Raw genomic sequence first — 18,384 nt, 5'->3', positions numbered from 1 at the left:
CCTCGGCGGCCTGAGCAACGAGTGCGAACCCGCAGCCACTTGACCGCAGGTCAAGCGACTGCGCCCGACCATTGGCACCCGACAGGTCGTTTCACCCGGTCGGGGTGTGGACGACACGCCTGGCGATCTCGGCGTCGAGTGGGCTCATGTCCTCACCGACGGGACCGGACGGCGACCACCACAGGAAGTCGAGCACCTCGTCGTTGACCAGCAGTGAGGGCAAGGCCCGGAGCCGGACCCGGTAGACGGCGAGGAACTCGTGGCGATCGGGGTCGACGAGATCGAACTCGGCCACCGCGACGCCGACCATCTGCACTCCGTCGATGCCCGTCTCCTCGCGCAACTCCCGGACCGCGGCCTGACGCGACGTCTCGCCCGGCTCGCGCGACCCTCCCGGAAGTTCCCACTGCCTCCGCCAACCGTCGAACACCATGAGCACGGCACCCGCGTGCTCCACCACGACCACGGACGCCGCAACGACCACCCGGTCGCCCAAGCGCCCCAACTCCGAGTCCGTGACGACCCGGAACCCCGTCAACCTGTTACCCGCACGATCGCGGACCGGGAGCGAAGCCATGAGGACCATGCAACCGCGACAATGAGCCAGGTGCACGCTGAAGGCGCCCGACAGGCGACGTTGTAGACGTGAGGGGGTTTGTCGAACGAGCGGTTCTGACTCGTAGTCGGTGGTGATGCCGTGTGCCTGTCAGGGTAGGGGATGCGGTGGTGGAGGAGGTCGAATCCGGCGCGTCCGCGCATCCACCCCATGATCCTTGTGGTGCGCGTATTGACGCCTTCGGCGCGGCCGTTGTGGCAGGGCAGGAAAGTGAAGAATCCACGATGGACCGATCGATCTCCGGACCGTTGGTGAGGCTGCGCGTACGGCAAGTCGACGGCGCGGGCCTCCGCGATCCACTCGGTGGGCTTCGCGTCGTTGCCCGCGGCCGGTGTCAGCAGGGCGGCGAAGCCGCGCACCAGGTCGGTGAGCGCGATCATCCCCGGGCAGGCCGCGGTGATCTTCTCGACAGCTCCGCGTCCTTCGGGCGCGGGTTGTCGGATTTGGTGAGCAGGAGGCTGCCGGCGTGACGGGGCGGTCGCCTTCGGCGCGGCCCTGGTTGAGGTAGCGGACCGGCAGGTCGGCGTTGCCGGCATAACCCAGCTCCCGGATCTCGGCGAGCAGGGGGTGACCGGGACCGCGGGGTCGGCCGCGCGGATGCTCGCGGTAGGGGTCGACCAGCGTCGGGCGGTAGGTCGGGGCGATGCGCGGGGTGTGGGGTTCGGACATGCGGGCGTGGCGTTTGGCGGTGTTCAGGGCCACGCCGAGGCGCCGCGAGCAGTCGAGCAGACCGACCCCTTGATCGAGCAGCTCGTGGACCTTGTTCCAGCGCTCGCGGACGGCCTGCTCGTGAACCCCGCCGGGCTGGGCGGGCGACCGCGGCCAACACCCGGCGTGCGCGCGGACCTCGACCAGGACCTCGTCTCGGGGATTGCGCCACAGATGCCATCGATCGCTGACCTGCACTGCGTCGGGCAGGCACGTCGGACGGCCTCGGCGTCGATGACGACGGTGGCGCAGCGGTGGCGGCGCAGCGGTGACGGCGCAGGGCGGAGTCGTCCACGCCGATCACCCGCGGAATCACCGGTTCGGGAGCCGGGAACCTGTTCCCGGAAGGTCTGCCCCGGGCAGCCGGGACCGAGCAGACCAGCCGCCGCACGCGCAGGTGCACGACCACCCGACGGCTGTCGACCGGCACGCCCTTCAGCGTCCGACGGTGGTAGCCGTGCACCTGCGCCGTCGCGGCCCCGCACCCCGGACACGGCACGGCCGCATCCCGGGTACGGGCCGTGACCAGCACCATGCCGCCACCGTCCACCACGTCCTGACGACCAGCGCCGACAGCGCGGATAACACCGTCGCCACGGGGGATCGACATCCATCACAAAATCATGATCATGAACAGCCGCTCCGCGGCACCACCGACCACGGGCAGGGCCACTCGTTCGACAGGCCCAGTCGCCGGGGACGTGGCAGCACGGCGTGCGCGACTGGTCGGGGTGCGGCCCGCCGCGGAGCGGTCGGCGTTCCGGTGCTCCGCGGCGGACGGGATGGGTGGTGGTCAGCAGAGGAAGGTGGTGTCGCCGGCGTCGGCGGTGCAGGTGTTGAGGCCGAGGCCGCCGTTGGCGGTGTCGCCACCGACGCCGTCCTGGACGTTGATGCTGTCGTTGCCCAGGTCGCCGTTCATGGTGTCGGTGCCGTCGTGGTCGTAGAGGGTGTCGTTGCCGTTCTGGCCGTGCAGGTCGTCGTTGCCGGGACCGCCGTAGAGGGTGTCGCTGCCGTTGTCGAACAGCCCGAGCAGGTTGTCGAGAAGGGTCTCCCCCTTGCTGGTGTCGTTGCCGGCCTGGCCGTAGAGGGTGTCGTTGCCGTTGCCACCGGCGATGGTGTCGTCGCCGGCGCCGGCGTAGACGATGTCGTTGCCGTTGCCCCCGTTGATGGTGTCGTTGCCGCCCAGGCCGCAGATGACGTCGTCACCGCTGGTGCCGGTGAGCGTGTCGTTGCCGCTGGTGCCGGTGATCGTGCAGCCCAGCGCGTTGTTCACGGTGGTGGACTCGGCGTCGGTGTTGTTGCCCGCGCTCGGGTCGGACTCGGTGGCCGACACCGAGGAGGTGGCGGTGACCGTGCCGGTGGCGGACGGGGTGGCGGTGATGGTGACCGTGGCCGAGCCGGAGGCCGCGACCGCGCCGAGCGAGCAGGTCACGGTGGGGGCGCTGATGGTGCACGAGCCCTGCGAGGGGGTGGCGGAGTCGATCGTGGCCGCCGAGCCGGACAGGGTGGTGGACATCGACACCCCGGTCGCGCCGGAGGGGCCGCCGTTGGCCACGGTCACCGTGTAGCTGTACGGGTCGCCGCCCAGCGACACCGGGTCGGCCGAGTCGGCGACGCTGACCGACAGGTCGGCTTCCAGGACGTAGGTGTACTGGTCGGCCGCGCTGGTGGTGCTGGTGCCGGTCGGGGTGGTGACGGTGACGTCGACCGTGCCGCTGGCGTGGGCCGGTGCGGTCGCGGTGATGGTGGTGTCGTTGACGACGGTGAACGAGGTCGCCGGGGTCGTGCCGAACTTGACCGCGGTGGCGGCGGCCAGGCCGGTGCCGGTGATGGTGACGGCCGTGCCGCCCGAGGGCGGGCCCGAGGTCGGGCTGACCGCGGTGACCCCCGGTTGCACCACGTCTGTGGTGACCACGCCGAACGGGCCGGAGCCGACCGGGAAGGTCGTGATCACGGTGTTGGTGGCGGTGTCGATCTCCGAGACCGAGGAGGAGCCGTTGTTGGGCACGAACACCGACGAGCCGTCCTGGGTGACGGTCAGCCTGCTCGGGCTGGTCCCGACCGTGACGGTGGCGGTCACCGTGTTCGTGCCGGTGTCGATCACCGAGACCGAGCCGGAGCCTATGTTGGCCACGTAGACGCGGCTGCCGTCGGGGGTGATCGCCGCGCCCGCCGGGATGGAGCCTACGGCGATGGACCCGGTCACGGTGTTGGTGGAGGTGTCGATCACGGCCACGGTGCCGTTGCCGTAACGGGTGACGTACGCGGTGGAGCCGTCGGGTGTGACGACCACGTCCTGCGGTTGGAACCCGACGCCGATCGTGGCGGTGACCGCGGTCGTGGCGATGTCGATCACCGAGACGGTGCCGGAGGCGTCGTTGGCCACGTAGGCGGTGGCGCCGTCGGAGGTGATGGCGATCGAGGTGGGCCCGGCGCTGACCGGGACGGTGGCGGTCACCGTGTTGGTGTTCGTATCGATCAGCGACACGGTGCCGGAACCGCTGTTGGCCGCCAGCAAAAGGGCCCCGTCGGGCGTGACCGCGAGCCCGTAGGGGGTCGACCCCACCGTGATCGTCGACACGACCGAGGCGGTCGCGGTGTCGATCACCACGACCCCGCCCGTGTACCTGGACACGTAGACGCGCGAGCCGTCCGGCAAGGCGGCGAGTTCGAGCGGGGAAGACCCCACCACGATCGTGCCGACGACGGAGTTGGTCGCGGTGTCGTACGCCGTCACCGTGTTGGTGCCGCTGTTGGCCACGTAGGCAAATGGGTGCGTGACGTCCGCCGCGGCGGGCAGCGCGCCCACGGCGAGCAGACCCATCGACACCAACGGCACGCTCGCGGCCAAGGCCACCCTGCGTCGCCACCCGGGTCTGCGACGTAATTCACGCGACAGTACGGTATTCATTTCTGGATCTACCCTTCTCAAGAAGTCCGCAACAGCCCCGAACCACCCTGCGCGGCATGACAGGACATGCGGACACGACCGCGAAACCGGATAGCCGACACCCGAGCCGCGCATCGCCCACCGATTATTTGCGAACGCGCTGCCCAGGACTTCGTCTGACACCTACTCGTTCACATCGTCGAACGCTCCCGACCGGCCTGGGCGAAGATCGCTCACACAGTGGACAGTTGGCCAATTCGTCCGCCGTCGGACTACATACTCTGCAGCGTCGCAACAAGCGTCAAGCGGATCGGACAAAGCAGACGGGTGATCGAAAGCGGCGAACGAGTGACGATATTACGCAAAAATCGGGTCCGACACAGCGCGTGAGTAGAGCGCCGGGAACACCACTGCGAGAAGATCGCGATTAACGCCTACGACATGCCGAGGAGTGGCCGTGACCACGAGCCGTTGTCATCGTGACGTCGCAGGTCACGACATAGGCCACATCGCGAGAGCGGAGTGGGCGAGGCTCCCGGTGGGACACCAATCGACCAAGACCCGATACCCCCACCCGGGAACCCGCACCGTGCCGTCCCACCCCGCCCGTGCCTGCTGTCCAACCACATCCTCGTCTGCCTGGCGGCCTCATCCGACCACCGTCCGACGGGTCCACAACGGCCCACCGACCGACAACTCCTCCGGCGTGCAGTCGGCCATCGCCGCGAACAGCGTGCGCGGCCGAAGAGGGCCGACCGCGCGGTGCTCGCCGCACTGGTCCGCCGACCCGCCGCTGCCGCACGAACACCGATTCGCGCACCAGCCACAGTCCTTCGACGGCATCGGCGCCTGGTCGCGAAGAAGTGGACCCACCCGAACCGGATCGGGTGCCCACCGATCGACGACACCACCGTGGCGATGATCGAACCCGATTCCTCGTCGGAGACCAAGCCGGCCAGTTCACCGCCTCATTCGACGCAGTCCTCGCCGAGGCAGGCAGCCAGGTCGTGGAGATCCCACCACGGTGCCAACGGGCCAACCGCTACGCCGAGCGGTTCGTCGGCACCATCCGACCCGAAGTCGCCGACCGCCCGCTCATCATCAACGAACACCCCCTGCGAACAGTGCCGACCCGCTACGCGGCCTACGACAACCACCGCCGACCACACCAAGCGCTAAAGCTCCCCCCACGACCTGACCAGCCGATCGCCAAGCCGGGTTACACGTCGATACGCCACCGACCAGCCCTCGGCGGCCTGATCAACGAGTACGAACCCACAGCAGCCCAACCGCGGGTCAAGCCATGCGGCCGACTTCGGCGCCACACACGGCTGGAATAGCCAACTGCGACAAGTCCTTATCGAACCCGGGGCGGTTCACAGGGCGGTTCGCAACGGTCGCTGCACACTCTGCCGCGCACTCGCCTCGTCGCAGGGCAACAGAGCGGGTGGTGGTGATGAGCTGTCCGGGTGCATGCGTACACCGTTCGACGCAGCGGCCTGACACGGCGCGCACGATGCGCGTCCCGTGCAACCCACTCGGTTCTTTTCACGTACGTGTGAACAGAGCAGGCGCTTGACACGCAGAGTCATCACCGTGTCGATGAAAGCGCCGGGTCGTGCCTGGGCGATGGGATCGGTTGCAACCATCGAGTGGTTCTCAGCCTGGTGTGCCGGAAATCGAGGCCGAGGCATTCCAGTGACCCCGTTTCAGGGAATAGCCGCGCCAACGGGAACACAAGGAAACTGGCCGGCGGCGGCAATCCGCACGCCCGATACCTTCGGTTGGAAGGAACACCCGTGAGGTCCCTGACGAGACCCGGCCAGGCCCGCACCAGCATTCGGAGAAGCACCCTGACAGCCGCGGTGATGGTCCTCATCACCGCCTTCGCCCCCGCACTCCCGGCGCACGCCGCGAGCACCTGCACCGTCAACGGGGCCAACAGGAGTGGCACGCTCATCACCGGCACCAGCGGTGATGACACCATCAACTGCAGCGGCAACGTCTTGTCCGACACCACCGTGGACGGGCTGGACGGCAACGACACCATCACCGTCCAGACCAACCTGGGCACGGTCAACGGCGGGATCGGCACCGACAAGATCACCATTTCCGGCTACAACTACGCCACCGCCAACGGCGGGCCCGGCGACGACACGCTCAGCGCCCTGTCCAACGAGACGGCCGGAAACCTGCGGGGCGACACCGGGAACGACACCATCAGCGTCACCACCAGCAGCGGCATCAACAGCGGCGCCATCAACGGCGACGCGGGCAACGACAAACTCAGCGCCCGCACCAACTACGTCTCCACCGGCCAGATCAACGGCGGCCCCGGCCTGGACGAGATCACCGTCACCCGCAACGACGGCGCGATCCACGGCAACGAGGACGCCGACACCGTCACCACCGACCAGCCCACCAACACCAGCGTCAAACCCACCGTCTACGGGGATGCCGGCAACGACACCCTCACCGTGTCCCAGAACCTCAACGGCAACATCGTGCGCGGCGACGACGGCGACGACAAGATCAACGTCGGCACCAACGACTCCGGCGCACAGGTACTCGGCGGCCTGGGCGTGGACACCATCACCGTCACCACCAACCGGGCCACCGTGGACGGCGAAGCGGGCGCGGACGCCATCATCGTCCCCGCCGGGGGGGTGAACACCGGAACCCTGCGCGGCGGCACCGAGAACGACTCGTTCGACATCGCGAACCACGAGTTCGGCGGCAACGTCGAAGGCGCCGGAGGCAGCGACACCATCAAGATCAACCGGCTCCGCGGCCACGTCCACGGCGGCCTCGACGGTGACACCGTCACCGTCACCACCCTCGTCTGGTCCGAACCGACCTACCCACCGGAGAACGTGGCCCACGTCTTCGGCGAAGCCGGCAACGACACCATCACCGTCGACGAATCCATCCGGTACGGCGTCCTCGACGGCGGCGACGGCACCGACTCCTGCACGGTCAAGATCATCCGAGACCCGTCGGGCTTCTACATCCGCAACTGCAACCCCTGAGCGACCGTTTCCGAGCTCGGGCGAGTGACGGCTCTTTAGCTCGGACGGGGGAACTCCTGGTGGATCGGACGTTGTCGAAGCGCCGTTCTGCCAGGAGTTCCATTGTTGTCATTGAGCCGAAAGTGATCACCTCCCTGCAAGTTGATCACTCGCGATCGAGGTTGAGGGTGCACACCGCTTGTCGCCTGCGGAGCAGGAGGTGCTGCGCCTGCGGGTGGTGGCCGCGGCGGAGTCCGGAAAGGTCGAGGGCTATCGGCAGGCCGCAGAGGTGTTCGGGGTCTCCGAACGCTCGGTGGGCACTTGGTGGCGGGCCTATCGGCGGGACGGTCGCGACGGCTTGGCGAACCGCAGAGGGCGTCCGGGCCCGGCCGAACTGATCAACGCGGAGGACCGGGGCCCTACGGCGATCGCCTGTTCCGACGCAGCCACGACTCCCGCACCGCCAACAGTCGGGCGTCTCAGCGGGAGTGTGCAACAACCTGGCCGGGACCACGACAACCCCGGCCCCGGCCCCGGCCCCGGACGAGGTCTCCGACCGCGATGGCGGGACGACGCGACATCGCGGGCACGTTCGTGGGCAAGCATCTGTGGTTCTCCGACGCGGACCTGCGCTCCATCGTCCAACGCGGATCCCAACCCGCCCGCGGGGACCGCACGACCGGGCACGAGACCCGCGACCCGCACCTGCGGCGCGGGGTGGCCTGAACACATTTCGGTTGCTCTCCAACGGATATGGAGCGTCACTGTCCGTCCACTGTCGTCGTCGTGGACGACGGACGGACACACCAGGGAAGAGGAGTGCGTGATGGGTTGGGTGGAGAAACGCGGTGACGGGTTCCGGGTTCGCTACCGGTTGCCGGACGGGTCGTTGTTCACCGAGAACGGGTTCGACACGCGCGAAGAGGCGGAGAACCGGATCCGGGACGTGGAGTCCGACCAGCGACGCGGGAAGTTCGTCGACCCCAGGTTGGCGCAGACCCGGTTCGGCGACTGGGTGCGCGAGTGGGTCCAGGCCCACGACGTCAGCGCGGTCACCTGGGCCACCTACGACTCACACCTACGCAACCACATCCTGCCCCGCTTCGCCGACACCGAACTGGGCGACATGACCCGGATGACCATCAAGGTCTGGGCCAAGCAGCTGCGCCGCAAGCTCAGCGAACGCAGCGTCGGCGACGTGGTCAACCTGCTCTCACGGATCATGGGCGAAGCCGTCGACGAGGAACTGATCGGCGCCAACCCCTGCCGCAAACTCCGCTTGGCCACTGGTGATCAACCCGAACGGCCCCACGCCACCGCCGCCCAGATCACCGGCCTGGCCGCCCGCGTGTCCCCCGACAACGCGGCCCTGATCGTCACCGCCGCCTACACCGGCCTGCGCTGGGGTGAACTGACCGGACTGCAATGGTCACGCGTCGACACGGCCAACGCCGAGATCCGCGTCGACGGCAAGGACGGCGCCCTGCACAAGGTCGGCGGCAAGCTCACCCTCGGACCGCCCAAGACCCCCGCCAGCGTCCGCACCGTGCACCTACCCGAGTTCCTGGTCGACCTGCTCGACCAGCACCACGACCGCCACCCCCACGCCCGCTTCGTGTTCACCGGAACCGACGGCGGCCTCCACCGACGCTCCAACTTCCGCCGCCCCGTCTGGCTACCCGCCCTCCGCGCCGACACCGCCACCGACCGACCGCGCATCAACCCCGACATGCACTTCCACGACCTGCGCCACACCCACAAGACCTGGCTCATCGAACACGGCGTCCCCGAAGTCCTCCAACACAAGCGCATCGGCCACAAGTTCCACGGCGTCATGGGCGTCTACTCCCACGTCACCCAACCCATGATCGACACCATGCTCGCCGCACTCCACCACCGCTGGGAACACACCCGGGAGCAAACCGGGAGCACGAACCCCTGACCACCTTCGCAAATACGAAGGCGGTCAAGATCATCCGCTCCCAATCTGCTCCCCGCAACGATCAACGGCCCGCAGACGAAGATCGTCTACGAGCCGTTGACCAGGTAAAACACACTGTGGGCGATACTGGGATCGAACCAGTGACCTCTTCGGTGTGAACGAAGCGCTCTCCCGCTGAGCTAAACGCCCTTATTCGGTTCTCACTCCCGCTCTCGCGGTGTGGCCATAGCTTACAACATCATCCCCGCGAACCAAAAATCGGGCTCTCCAGCCAGCTCCACTCGAGCCCAAACCAGCCACCGACCAGCGCGAACACGCCCAGCAGCCAGCAGGTCACCAGGACCACGAGGCCGGTGCCCGCCAGCACCAGGCCCTTGACCAAGAGGTTCTGGCGCTTCAGCCACGCGACCCACGCGTCGTAGTAGCGCTTGGCGAACTTCAACACCCGACCGGCCCACTCGAACTCGGTCGCCAGGATCGCCAGGCCGGCGAAGACGACCAGCCAGCCCGGCCCGGGGTACGGGATCATCAGCACGCCGCCGACCAGGACCAGTCCGCCGACCACCCCGACGCCGATGCGGTAGGCGAGGTTCAGCGCGGGGGTGCGGCGGAACCACGGGCGGTCCCCCGCGTCCTTGCCCGTGCCTTCGCGCTGTTCTGTGCTCATAGCCACATCATCGCCCATTTGAGGCACACGCGGGACCGGGGCCGCGCGATGCCGCACGGAGACGCGTGATTCCGAATGTGGTCAAAGCCACAGAGGGCTCGGCGAACGTGCGTGGGGAGCGCTTGACTCGGTTCACGGTGTTCACCCAGTCGAGACGCCACACCCCGAAACCTCTTCGACCGCTGCGGCACTTCGTCTACGCTGTGTCTTCTCGTGACGACGTCTCCGGTTGGACCGGCTGGACAGGTCGGACAGGGTCGACGCTGATCCGCCGGACGAGCGAGTACACCGGCTTCACATACCGGTCGTAGAGTGCACCGAGCGCCGTGCGGTCACGCACCGTCACCCGTGCGGCGAGTTCCACGGACGTGGGACGCCCGGTCGGGACGCGTCACGGCAGTGCCGACCCGGCCACCGGAAGGGACCTCAGTCCAACATTCGCGCAACAGCCGGTACCGGGGTCAGGTCAAAGCCAGCAAGATGGGGTGCAGCCGGACCAGTGGACACGGAACGCATCGAGGTGGTCGCCCAGCGGAGGTACGTAAGCCCGAACGGGTGACAAGCCGTCGGGACTTGAGCGTTCCTCACCACATACACGTCACAAGTAGAGAACTCGGTCGTTCCATGGGCCGGGAAGGGAGAAGAGGGTAACGACGATGCGCAACGACCACGTGACACTTCGCTCCACAGCGGTCTTCGACCTGCTGGCGCCGCGGACCCCGGCCGTCCCGGTGCAGGTGGAACTCCGTTATGACACGAAAGACCCGTACGCGGTAGTCGCCGCGTTCCGCACCGGCCGGGCCGGGTGGGTGGAGTGGGTGTTCGCCCGCGACCTGCTCGCCGACGGCCTCATCGCCGACGCCGGCGACGGCGACGTGCGAATCCGCCCGGCCGCCGACGACCCCGAGGTCGTGGTGATCGAACTCAGCTCCCCCTCCGGCCACGCCATGTTCGAGGCCTCGGCGCAGGAGCTGGCCGACTTCCTCGACCGGACCTACGACGTCGTCGTGCCCGGCAACGAGCACCTGTGGGTCGACGTCGACGAGGCCCTCACCCACCTGATCTCCAACGATCTGACCTGAACGTGCAGGTGGCGGGCCTGCGAGGGGATCAAGCACCCCCCGATTTGATCCCGCTGCGGTGCATGTAATAAAGTTCCTCTCGCACCGGGGAAGACCGGAACGACAAGCCCCAAAAGGGAAACGTTCCGAGAAATCCACGGAGCATGCGGATGTAGCGCAGTTGGTAGCGCATCACCTTGCCAAGGTGAGGGTCGCGAGTTCGAGTCTCGTCATCCGCTCGGCAGAGGGCCCCTTGGGCTCAGGCCTGACTCCCGGGTGCTAGCCTTCGGGAGTCACGGCGGAGTGGCCGAGTGGCTTAGGCAAGGGCCTGCAAAGCCCTGTACACGGGTTCGATTCCCGTCTCCGCCTCGGACGATTAGCTCAGCGGGAGAGCACTACCTTGACACGGTAGGGGTCACTGGTTCAATCCCAGTATCGTCCACCAGAGAAGTGCAGCTCGGAGGGTCTGTCGGCGATCACCGCCGACAGACCCTCCGGCATTTGACCGTCAGCTGACCGTGAAACCCGCCACACCAGCGTGCCGGTGATGGATGCGCTCGAAGGTCGCCAAGGCCGTCACGTCGGAGGCCGCAAGAGCGTGCAGGTACCTCTCGGTCGCGCGGAGGGCGGCGTGGCCGAGGCGCTCGCGGACGGGACGGCCTGGACGTTGAGCACCACCGGCAAGCAGCGACGGGTCATGGGCATGTCGCAGGTCGTGCATCCGCACCCGACGCGTGATCCCAGCCGCGGCCAGGTTCGGTTCCCAAGCCGAGGACGATCCCGGCCCTGCGCCCGTCACAAGGTCCGGTAGCCGGCGTGGACAGGGCGGCACGCCTCGCACCGGCATCCGCACGGAGCAGCGCGACAACGTCCCGCGATCGCCTGGGTCAAGCCGCCGCCGGTCCGGGTCCACGACCGCAGCATGCTCCGGGAAGGAGAAACAGCGGGTCGCCCGGTTCGAGACCTGATCGCTCAACGCAAGCCGCCACCCGGTCGACGAACTCCAGGCTCCCGTCCACGACGGCCATGGCCTCCAGCAGAACCGGTCCGCCCCACCATCCCTTCCGGTCGCGTGCAGGTGACCACGACCACCCGCAGCCCGCTCCTCGCGGATCTGACCTGATCCACCAGTGCGCCCGGGCGTCGGTGCCCACCCAGATCCACTGGTGGTCGAGCGGACATCCCAGCTGGAATCGACACAGCACAGCTGCCGACTCGCCGGAGCCGGACCAGCAGGACGGCACCCCCTGCGGCATGAGAGTGTGATCGGTGACGAGGGTTCGCTCGGTCTGGGGGACGGGATGGTGCGACCAACCCTGTTTCTGGTGGTCGGTCTGCCCGCCTCCGGGAAGACAAGGGCCGCGCGGCGCATAGAGGTCGAGCACAGGGCGCTTCGACTGACGAAGGACGAGTGGGTGAAGGCGCTCTACGGGCACGAGAACCCGCAATCGGTCTCGGACGTGATCGAGGGGCGGCTGGTCGAGATCGGGTTGCGCGTGCTGGAGCTCGGCGGCGACGTGGTCGTCGACTTCGGGCTGTGGAGTCGTGACGAGCGGTCCGCGCTGCGGCGGGCGGCGGCCGACCGCGGTGCCCGCGTGCGGATGCACTACTTCGAGGTGTCCCCGGCCGAGCAGCGCAGACGGCTCGACCGGCGCCAGGCCGACGAGCCGGGCACCACGTGGCCCATGTCCGACGAGGAACTGGCCCGATGGGCCGTCGCCTTCCAGATCCCGACACAAGGCGAACTGGACGGCACCGAACCCGTCGACGACGCACCGCCCGGATTCCCCTCCTGGGACCAGTGGCGCCGACACCGCTGGCCACCCACGGTCACCTGACCGCGCCCGCGCACCGGCGGCAAGGGATGCTCGGCCTACGGCACGTGCGGGTGCGGTGAGTGGCGGTGGGTCGGGTCAGGTCTTCGCACGACGCTCTTCCGGGTGCGACACATCCGCCGGCCGTCGGTGAAGGCGTTCGCCCCGCGGTCCTGTACCGGTACCGCGGTCGCGGGGATCAACGAGCGCGGTACGTCGACGCGACCGGGTCGACGCTGTGTCGGCGATTCGCGGCAATGACCGTGGGCATCACGTCGCGGGCAAGAACCGGCGGCTCCGTGCCGGGGGCGTCGAACTGCGGTCGGAGGTGGTAGTGCACGAACCGCACCGAGCGAAGCCGGGACTCCACCGGCGAGTCGCGGCACGGGCGACCACCCCCTCGACATATGACCAGCCGCGCCCGAGTGTCGCCCCTAGTGGCAGCAACGCAGCGTTACGGTGTTGACACTGTCGTGTGACCGCTCCCACACTAGGTCGAACGCTCGATGTTAGCGCGAACAATGTTCATTCCCGATCGTTCGATCAGGGCCAGCAGCCCTGTTTGTGTGCGATAACACTACCTCGCTCCATACCAGCGAATGGACACCCCATGACACTGACAACGGCGTCCGGTGCTCACCCGTCCAGCCCACGGCGGTCGTTGCGTTGGTTGCTCTCCGTGCTCGCGGTCGGTGCGCTCGCCGCCGCGGCGACCCTCGTCGTCCCCGCCTCGCCGGCCGTGGCCGCCACCAGCCAGTTCCGCGGCATGAACTGGGCCGTGCTCGGTGACAACTTCAGCACCGGCACGCTGGTCGTGCAGGGGCTGAGCCAGTCCGACAGCAACGCGACGGTGCGGGCCAAGGCGAACGCCCTCTACGACGACATGGCCGCCACCATGGACGTCAACACCGTCCGCCTGCCGATCAACACCCACACGGTGGCCAACACGACCTGGTGGAACGCCTACCGCGGGGCGATCGACGCGGCCACCGAGCGCGGGTTCAAGGTGATCCTCGCGTACTGGGAGGACGGCGCGGCCTCCGGCGGCAGGATCACCAACCTGGCCGCGTGGAACGCGATGTGGTCCAGCGTCACCACCACCTACGGCTCGAACCCGAACGTCTACTTCGAGCCGATGAACGAGCCGCACGGCTACAGCTCGGCGGACTGGCGCACCGTCGCGGCGAACTGGCTGAGCCAACACACGTCGGCGGTGCCGAGCCGGGTGCTCATCGGCGGCACCGGGTTCAGCCAGGACCTGCGGGACATCTGCAACGACAGCCGCTTCAACGCGACGCTGCTGTCGTTCCACTACTACGCGTTCTTCTACAGCCCGATGACCTACGACGCCTTCCGCAGCCACATCCAGACCCGCCTGGGCAACTGCGCCTCGCGCGCCGTCGCGACGGAGTTCGGCGCTCCGATGGCCACCGGCCTGGACTACGGCGACGCGAACAGCACCGACAACTTCGTGCGCTACCTCCGCGCCATGGCGCAGGTCATGCGGGACAACCGGATGGGCGGCACGTACTGGCCCGCCCTCGGCGGCAAGGTCACCGCGGGCCTGGGCTACGACCACTACTCGATGTTCGGCCTGAGCGGCGGCGGCACGGACCTGAACCTGGGCATCCGCAACGCCTCCGGGGCCGACCGGGTCCGGTACGCGTGGGGTGACGGCTCCACCACCCCGCCCGCGGGCACGTTCTACCGGCTCGACGTGCGCCACAGCGGGAAGGCGATGGACGTCCAGCAGCCCAACACCGACAACGGCGCGCGCGTCGGGCAGTACGCGTACGGCGGCAACGCGTGGCAGCAGTGGCAGTTCCAGGACGCGGGCGGCGGCTACTGGCGGATCGTCAGCCGGCACAGCGGGAAGTGCCTCGACGTGGTGAGCGCGTCGACCGCCGACGGCGCCGAACTCGTGCAGTACACCTGCGGTACGGGCGCGAACCAGCAGTTCCAGATGGTCGCCAACGGCGGCTACTTCCAGCTGCGGGCGCGGCACAGCGGCAAGTGCGTGGACGTGCCGGCCGCCTCGACCGCCGACGGCGTGGTCCTCAAGCAGTACCCGTGCAACACGGGCGCGAACCAGCAGTGGTCGCGGACGGTCGTCCCGTCCTGACCGGCGCTCCCCCGGTGCCCGGCGCGTGCCGGGCACCGGGGGCCCGGGCTACGGCTTGTCGGCGACCTTGATCTTCCCCTCGACGATCTGGGCCTTGAAGCCCTCGAGGATGCCCTGCAGCTCGGCGTCGATCCTGCCGCCGGACGTGGCGTAGCCGACGCCGTTGACCTTCAGGTCGAAGACCTTCGGCAGGGAGGCCAGGTCGTTGCTCGCGGCGGCCTTGACGAAGTCGTACACGGCCACGTCGACGCGCTTGAGGCTGGAAGCGACGATGACGTCCCTGGTGTCGGCGAGCGCCGGCTGGTTGTACTGGTCGGCGTCGCAGCCGATCGCGAGGATGCCCGCCTGCTTCGCGGCGGAGAAGACGCCGATGCCGGACGCGCCCGCGGCCGGGTAGAGGACGTCGGCGCCCTTGTCGATCAGGCCCTTCGCGGTCTCCAGGCCCTTCGCCGGGTCCTGGAAGCCCGAGAAGTCGGTGGCCGGGGTGATGTACTTCTTCTCCACCACGACGTTCGGCGCGGCGGCCTTGGCGCCCTGGGCGTAGCCCGCCTCGAACTTGTGGATCAGCGGGATGTCCACGCCGCCGACGAAGCCGACGTGGCACTTGCGGCTCTGGTAGGCGGCCACGACGCCGGCCAGGAACGCGCCCTCCTGCTCGGCGAACACCAGCGGGGTGACGTTGGGCGCGTCCGGCACGGCCGCGTCCACCAGTCCGAACCGGACGTCCGGGAACTCCGGGGCGACGACCTTCAGCGACTCGGTGTAGGCGAACCCGACGGCGACGACGGGGTTGAAGCCCTCGCGGGCGAGCTGGCGCAGCCGCGACTGCTTGACCGACTCGTCCTCGCTCGGCGCGGCCGACAGCTCGCGGGTGTTCTCCTTCTTGACCCCCATGTCCTTGATCGCCTGGTCGAACCCGGCGGCGGCGAGGTCGTTGAACGACGCGTCGCCGCGGCCGCCGATGTCGTAGGCCAGCCCGACCTTCAGGGCGCTGCCGTCGACCTTTTTGCCGTCGGCGGGCTTCTCGCCGGCGGCGCTGGAGGTGGCGGGCGCGCTGGGCGGGGTCGCGAACTCGCACGCCGCGCCGCTCGCGGCGGTGGTCGACCCGGCGCCGGTGCCGCCGGAGTCCTTCGCGCAGGCGCTGACCACCATGAGGCTGCTCAACGCGATCGCGGCAACAGCGGTCCCCCGCGTACGACGGCGCACGGCTTCCGTCCCCTCTCTGCTCCGGTGAGCAGACATTCACCCGAAAGTGGTAATCGGCCTGGCGCGAGGGACCGTACCTCCCCGTGGCCACGGTCCGGGACGGCCGCTCACCCAGTGGGAACGACCTCCGTCACAGGGGGAAGGCGTCGAGGGTCGCGCGCAGCCGTGCCAGGACCGGCGCGAGGTCGTCGAACGCGGGCCCGGTCAGGGCGAGGCGCAGCGCGTGCGGCGCGTGCCTGCCGGGCGCGAAGGCGTCCGCGGTGGAGACCAGGACGCCCTCGCGGGCCAGTGCCGCAGCGACCCGGTCGGGGTGCAGGTGCGGGGCCAGGCGCAGCCAGAGGAAGAAGGACGCCGGGTGCGCGGTCGTGTCCAGCCCGGCGAGGGCGGTCCGGGCGACGGCCTGCCGGGCGCGGGCGTCGGCGCGGCGGTGCTCCTCCAGGCGGGTCACGGTGCCGTCGGCGAGCCACCGAGTGGCCAGGGCGGCCACCAGCGCCGGGGTGCCCCAGGTCGAGGACCGCAGGCTCGTCGCGAACGTCGCCGTCAACCGGTCCGGCACGACGGCGAAGCCGAACCGCAGGCCGCCGGCGAGGTTCTTCGACAGGCCGGAGACGTAGCAGGTGCGGTCCGGGGCGAGGGCGTGCACCGGTGGCGGGGCGGACGGGTCGAGGAACGCGTACGTGCCGTCCTCCACGACCAGCAGGTCGTGCTCGTGCGCGAGGTCGGCGAGGCGGTCCCGGGCGCCCTGGTCGAGCACCCAGCCCAGCGGGTTGTGCAGGGTCGGGATGGTGTAGACGGCGCGGACGCGCCGGGTCCGGCACAGGTGGTCGAGGGCGTCGAGGTCCGGGCCGGTCGGGGTGACCGGGACCGGCGCGAGGTCGAGGTGGTGGGCGGCGGCGAGCAGCCGCACGCCGGGGTAGGTCAGGGCGTCGACGGCGAGGACGTCCCCGGGCCGGGTGATCGTGCGCAGCGTCGTGTCGAGCGCGTGCTGCGCGCCGCCGGTGAGCACGACGTTGGCCGGGGCGGTGTCGACGCCCCGGTCGAGCAGGTGCGTGGCGACGACGGCGCGCTCGTGCCGCCGCCCGCCCGGCGGGTGCTGGCGCAGCAGGGAGGCCACGTCGCCGGAGCCGGCCAGCTCGCGCAGGGCGTGGCGCAGCTGGTCGGGCTGCTCGTCGGCCAACGGCTGGGTGAACGACAGGTCCGCGAGCCTGGGCACCGGGAGGGCGCGCGAGGCGTCGAGGCCGGCGAACCCGGACTGGTCGCGGACGAACGTGCCCCGACCCCGTTCGCCGACGACCAGGCCCATGGCGGCCAGCTCGGCGTAGACGCGCGTGGCCGTGGCCAGCGCGACGCGCCGTTCGCGCGCCAGGTCGCGGTGGGTCGGCAGCCGCGTGCCCGGGGCCAGCTCGCCGCGGCGGATGGCGGCGGCGAACTCGTCCACCAGCGGCTTGTAGGAAGGCGGGCGCACGGCGACCCCTGTATCCAGGACAATTGTTGGATTGTGCCAACCTAGGCCGCCTAGCCTCGTCGCGTCCACGAACGGTGACCCATCCGACGAGGTGCGCATGACGGTCCACATCGACCAGCAGGACGACATCGCCACGATCACCATCGACCGCACGGCGAAGCTGAACGCCCTGGACTACGCCACGATCGACGCCCTCGGCGCGGCGCTGGACCGCCTGGAGGTCGCGTCGGGCGTCCGGGCGGTGATCCTCACCGGGGCCGGGACGAGGGCGTTCAGCGCCGGGGCCGACATCCCGGCGCTCGCGGAGAGCATCGCCGGCGGGGTGGAGCGCGCGCTGCGCGAGGTCGTGCGGCGCGGGCAGGGGCTGACCCGGCGGATCGAGGAGTTCCCCAAGCCGGTGATCGCCGCGGTCAACGGCCTCGCCTACGGCGGCGGGTGCGAGGTCGTGGAGGCGGCCGCCCTGGCCGTCGCCGCGGAGCACGCGACGTTCGCCAAGCCCGAGATCGCGCTCGGGTTCCCGCCGCCGTTCGGCGGGTCGCAGCGGTTGCCGCGCCACGTCGGCCGCAAGCGCGGGCTGGAGCTGATCCTGACCGGCGACCCGGTCCCGGCCCGGCGCGCGGAGGCCATCGGGCTGGTCAACGCCGTGGTGCCGGGCGAGGCGGTGCTCGACGCGGCCCACGAGGTGGCCGCGCGCATCGCCCGGCACGCCCCGACCGCCGTCACCGCGTGCCTGCGGGCGGTGAACCGGGGCATCAACCTGCCCATCGACGAGGGACTGGCCGTCGAGGCGTCGTGGTTCGCGGCCTCGGTGCCCACCGACGGCGTCCGCGACGGCCTGCGCCGCTTCCTCGACCGACCCCGGAGCTGACCGGGCCGGGAAGGACC

The 18,384-nt window shown here is 69.5% G+C and carries 13 protein-coding genes, 4 tRNA genes and 2 pseudogenes; 12 read left to right on the top strand and 7 right to left on the bottom strand.

The genetic code is table 11. The features are described from left to right. Positions 1 to 91 precede the first annotated feature (91 nt). From ACIGNX_RS12995 to ACIGNX_RS12985, 3 genes and pseudogenes are all read right to left on the bottom strand, one after another. Positions 92 to 577, bottom strand: a complete 486-nt coding sequence (locus ACIGNX_RS12995; RefSeq protein WP_396539434.1) for an NUDIX hydrolase — start codon at positions 575 to 577, stop codon at positions 92 to 94. Positions 578 to 717: 140 nt separating this feature from the next. Beyond that, positions 718 to 1,912 (bottom strand): annotated as a pseudogene (locus ACIGNX_RS12990) (transposase family protein); the annotation flags it as partial. A 205-nt stretch (positions 1,913 to 2,117) separates the two neighbouring features. After that, the gene (locus ACIGNX_RS12985; RefSeq protein WP_396540130.1) at positions 2,118 to 4,235 is read right to left on the bottom strand and encodes an IPT/TIG domain-containing protein; all 2,118 of its coding nucleotides are present in this window, start codon (positions 4,233 to 4,235) and stop codon (positions 2,118 to 2,120) included. A gap of 587 nt (positions 4,236 to 4,822) precedes the next feature. Here ACIGNX_RS12985 and ACIGNX_RS12980 point away from each other — a divergent pair. From ACIGNX_RS12980 to ACIGNX_RS12960, 5 genes and pseudogenes are all read left to right on the top strand, one after another. Further along, positions 4,823 to 5,554, top strand: a complete 732-nt coding sequence (locus ACIGNX_RS12980; protein ID WP_396539432.1) for an integrase core domain-containing protein — start codon at positions 4,823 to 4,825, stop codon at positions 5,552 to 5,554. A gap of 312 nt (positions 5,555 to 5,866) precedes the next feature. After that, on the top strand, positions 5,867 to 7,243 hold the full coding sequence (locus ACIGNX_RS12975; protein ID WP_396539430.1) for a hypothetical protein: 1,377 nt from the start codon (positions 5,867 to 5,869) through the stop codon (positions 7,241 to 7,243). Between the two features lie 199 nt (positions 7,244 to 7,442). Further along, positions 7,443 to 7,595, top strand: a pseudogene (locus ACIGNX_RS12970) (helix-turn-helix domain-containing protein); the annotation flags it as partial. Positions 7,596 to 7,783: 188 nt separating this feature from the next. After that, a complete protein-coding gene (locus tag ACIGNX_RS12965; protein ID WP_396540147.1) occupies positions 7,784 to 7,948 on the top strand; it encodes a hypothetical protein in 165 nt (54 codons plus the stop codon). 262 nt (positions 7,949 to 8,210) lie between these two features. Continuing rightward, positions 8,211 to 9,164 (top strand): tyrosine-type recombinase/integrase, encoded by a 954-nt coding sequence (locus tag ACIGNX_RS12960; protein WP_396540128.1) that lies wholly within the window; start codon positions 8,211 to 8,213, stop codon positions 9,162 to 9,164. Positions 9,165 to 9,281: 117 nt separating this feature from the next. On the opposite strand, the gene ACIGNX_RS12955 is transcribed toward ACIGNX_RS12960, so the two are convergent. Both ACIGNX_RS12955 and ACIGNX_RS12950 read right to left on the bottom strand, forming a co-directional pair. Beyond that, positions 9,282 to 9,353, bottom strand: a tRNA-Val gene (locus ACIGNX_RS12955). Positions 9,354 to 9,402: 49 nt separating this feature from the next. Continuing rightward, entirely contained in the window at positions 9,403 to 9,831 is a 429-nt protein-coding gene (locus ACIGNX_RS12950) for a TIGR02611 family protein (RefSeq protein WP_396539428.1), read from the bottom strand. Positions 9,832 to 10,487: 656 nt separating this feature from the next. Between ACIGNX_RS12950 and ACIGNX_RS12945 the strand changes: the two genes are divergently transcribed. The 6 genes from ACIGNX_RS12945 (at position 10,488) to ACIGNX_RS12920 (ending at position 14,828) form a co-directional block, all read left to right on the top strand. Further along, positions 10,488 to 10,913 carry an SsgA family sporulation/cell division regulator gene (locus tag ACIGNX_RS12945; protein WP_073893954.1) on the top strand — a complete coding sequence of 142 codons (426 nt, stop codon included), beginning with the start codon at positions 10,488 to 10,490 and terminating at the stop codon, positions 10,911 to 10,913. 145 nt (positions 10,914 to 11,058) lie between these two features. Then, positions 11,059 to 11,131, top strand: a tRNA-Gly gene (locus ACIGNX_RS12940). A 58-nt stretch (positions 11,132 to 11,189) separates the two neighbouring features. After that, positions 11,190 to 11,261 (top strand) — tRNA-Cys (locus ACIGNX_RS12935). 1 nt (position 11,262) lies between these two features. Continuing rightward, positions 11,263 to 11,337 (top strand) — tRNA-Val (locus tag ACIGNX_RS12930). Between the two features lie 817 nt (positions 11,338 to 12,154). Then, positions 12,155 to 12,730, top strand: a complete 576-nt coding sequence (locus tag ACIGNX_RS12925; protein WP_396539426.1) for an AAA family ATPase — start codon at positions 12,155 to 12,157, stop codon at positions 12,728 to 12,730. Between the two features lie 655 nt (positions 12,731 to 13,385). Next, on the top strand, positions 13,386 to 14,828 hold the full coding sequence (locus tag ACIGNX_RS12920; protein ID WP_396539424.1) for an RICIN domain-containing protein: 1,443 nt from the start codon (positions 13,386 to 13,388) through the stop codon (positions 14,826 to 14,828). A 48-nt stretch (positions 14,829 to 14,876) separates the two neighbouring features. Here the strand turns inward: ACIGNX_RS12920 and ACIGNX_RS12915 are convergent, their stop codons facing one another. Together ACIGNX_RS12915 and ACIGNX_RS12910 are read right to left on the bottom strand one after the other, a co-directional pair. Next, on the bottom strand, positions 14,877 to 15,980 hold the full coding sequence (locus tag ACIGNX_RS12915) for a BMP family protein (RefSeq protein WP_396539422.1): 1,104 nt from the start codon (positions 15,978 to 15,980) through the stop codon (positions 14,877 to 14,879). 184 nt (positions 15,981 to 16,164) lie between these two features. Further along, complete coding sequence (locus tag ACIGNX_RS12910; protein WP_396539420.1) at positions 16,165 to 17,499, bottom strand: PLP-dependent aminotransferase family protein; 1,335 nt, start codon at positions 17,497 to 17,499, stop codon at positions 16,165 to 16,167. 97 nt (positions 17,500 to 17,596) lie between these two features. Between ACIGNX_RS12910 and ACIGNX_RS12905 the strand changes: the two genes are divergently transcribed. Next, positions 17,597 to 18,367: an enoyl-CoA hydratase-related protein gene (locus ACIGNX_RS12905; RefSeq protein ID WP_396539418.1), complete on the top strand. Its 771-nt coding sequence runs from the start codon at positions 17,597 to 17,599 to the stop codon at positions 18,365 to 18,367. The last annotated feature ends 17 nt before the right edge of the window (positions 18,368 to 18,384 follow it).

It is taken from the genome of Actinosynnema sp. NPDC053489, assembly GCF_044544865.1.
In the GTDB taxonomy this organism is placed as follows: domain Bacteria; phylum Actinomycetota; class Actinomycetes; order Mycobacteriales; family Pseudonocardiaceae; genus Actinosynnema.
The sequence above is the reverse complement of the archived record's forward strand: the minus strand, read 5'-3'. Positions and strand labels throughout refer to the sequence as shown.

What these genes read in the sequence shown, in the direction of transcription:
- ACIGNX_RS12995 (WP_396539434.1), bottom strand. Translation starts at nt 577, where the DNA reads ATGGCTTCGCTCCCGGTCCGCGATCGTGCGGGTAACAGGTTGACGGGG.
- ACIGNX_RS12985 (WP_396540130.1), bottom strand. Translation starts at nt 4,235, where the DNA reads ATGAATACCGTACTGTCGCGTGAATTACGTCGCAGACCCGGGTGGCGA.
- ACIGNX_RS12965 (WP_396540147.1), top strand. Translation starts at nt 7,784, where the DNA reads ATGGCGGGACGACGCGACATCGCGGGCACGTTCGTGGGCAAGCATCTG.
- ACIGNX_RS12950 (WP_396539428.1), bottom strand. Translation starts at nt 9,831, where the DNA reads ATGAGCACAGAACAGCGCGAAGGCACGGGCAAGGACGCGGGGGACCGC.
- ACIGNX_RS12945 (WP_073893954.1), top strand. Translation starts at nt 10,488, where the DNA reads ATGCGCAACGACCACGTGACACTTCGCTCCACAGCGGTCTTCGACCTG.
- ACIGNX_RS12915 (WP_396539422.1), bottom strand. Translation starts at nt 15,980, where the DNA reads ATGGTGGTCAGCGCCTGCGCGAAGGACTCCGGCGGCACCGGCGCCGGG.
- ACIGNX_RS12905 (WP_396539418.1), top strand. Translation starts at nt 17,597, where the DNA reads ATGACGGTCCACATCGACCAGCAGGACGACATCGCCACGATCACCATC.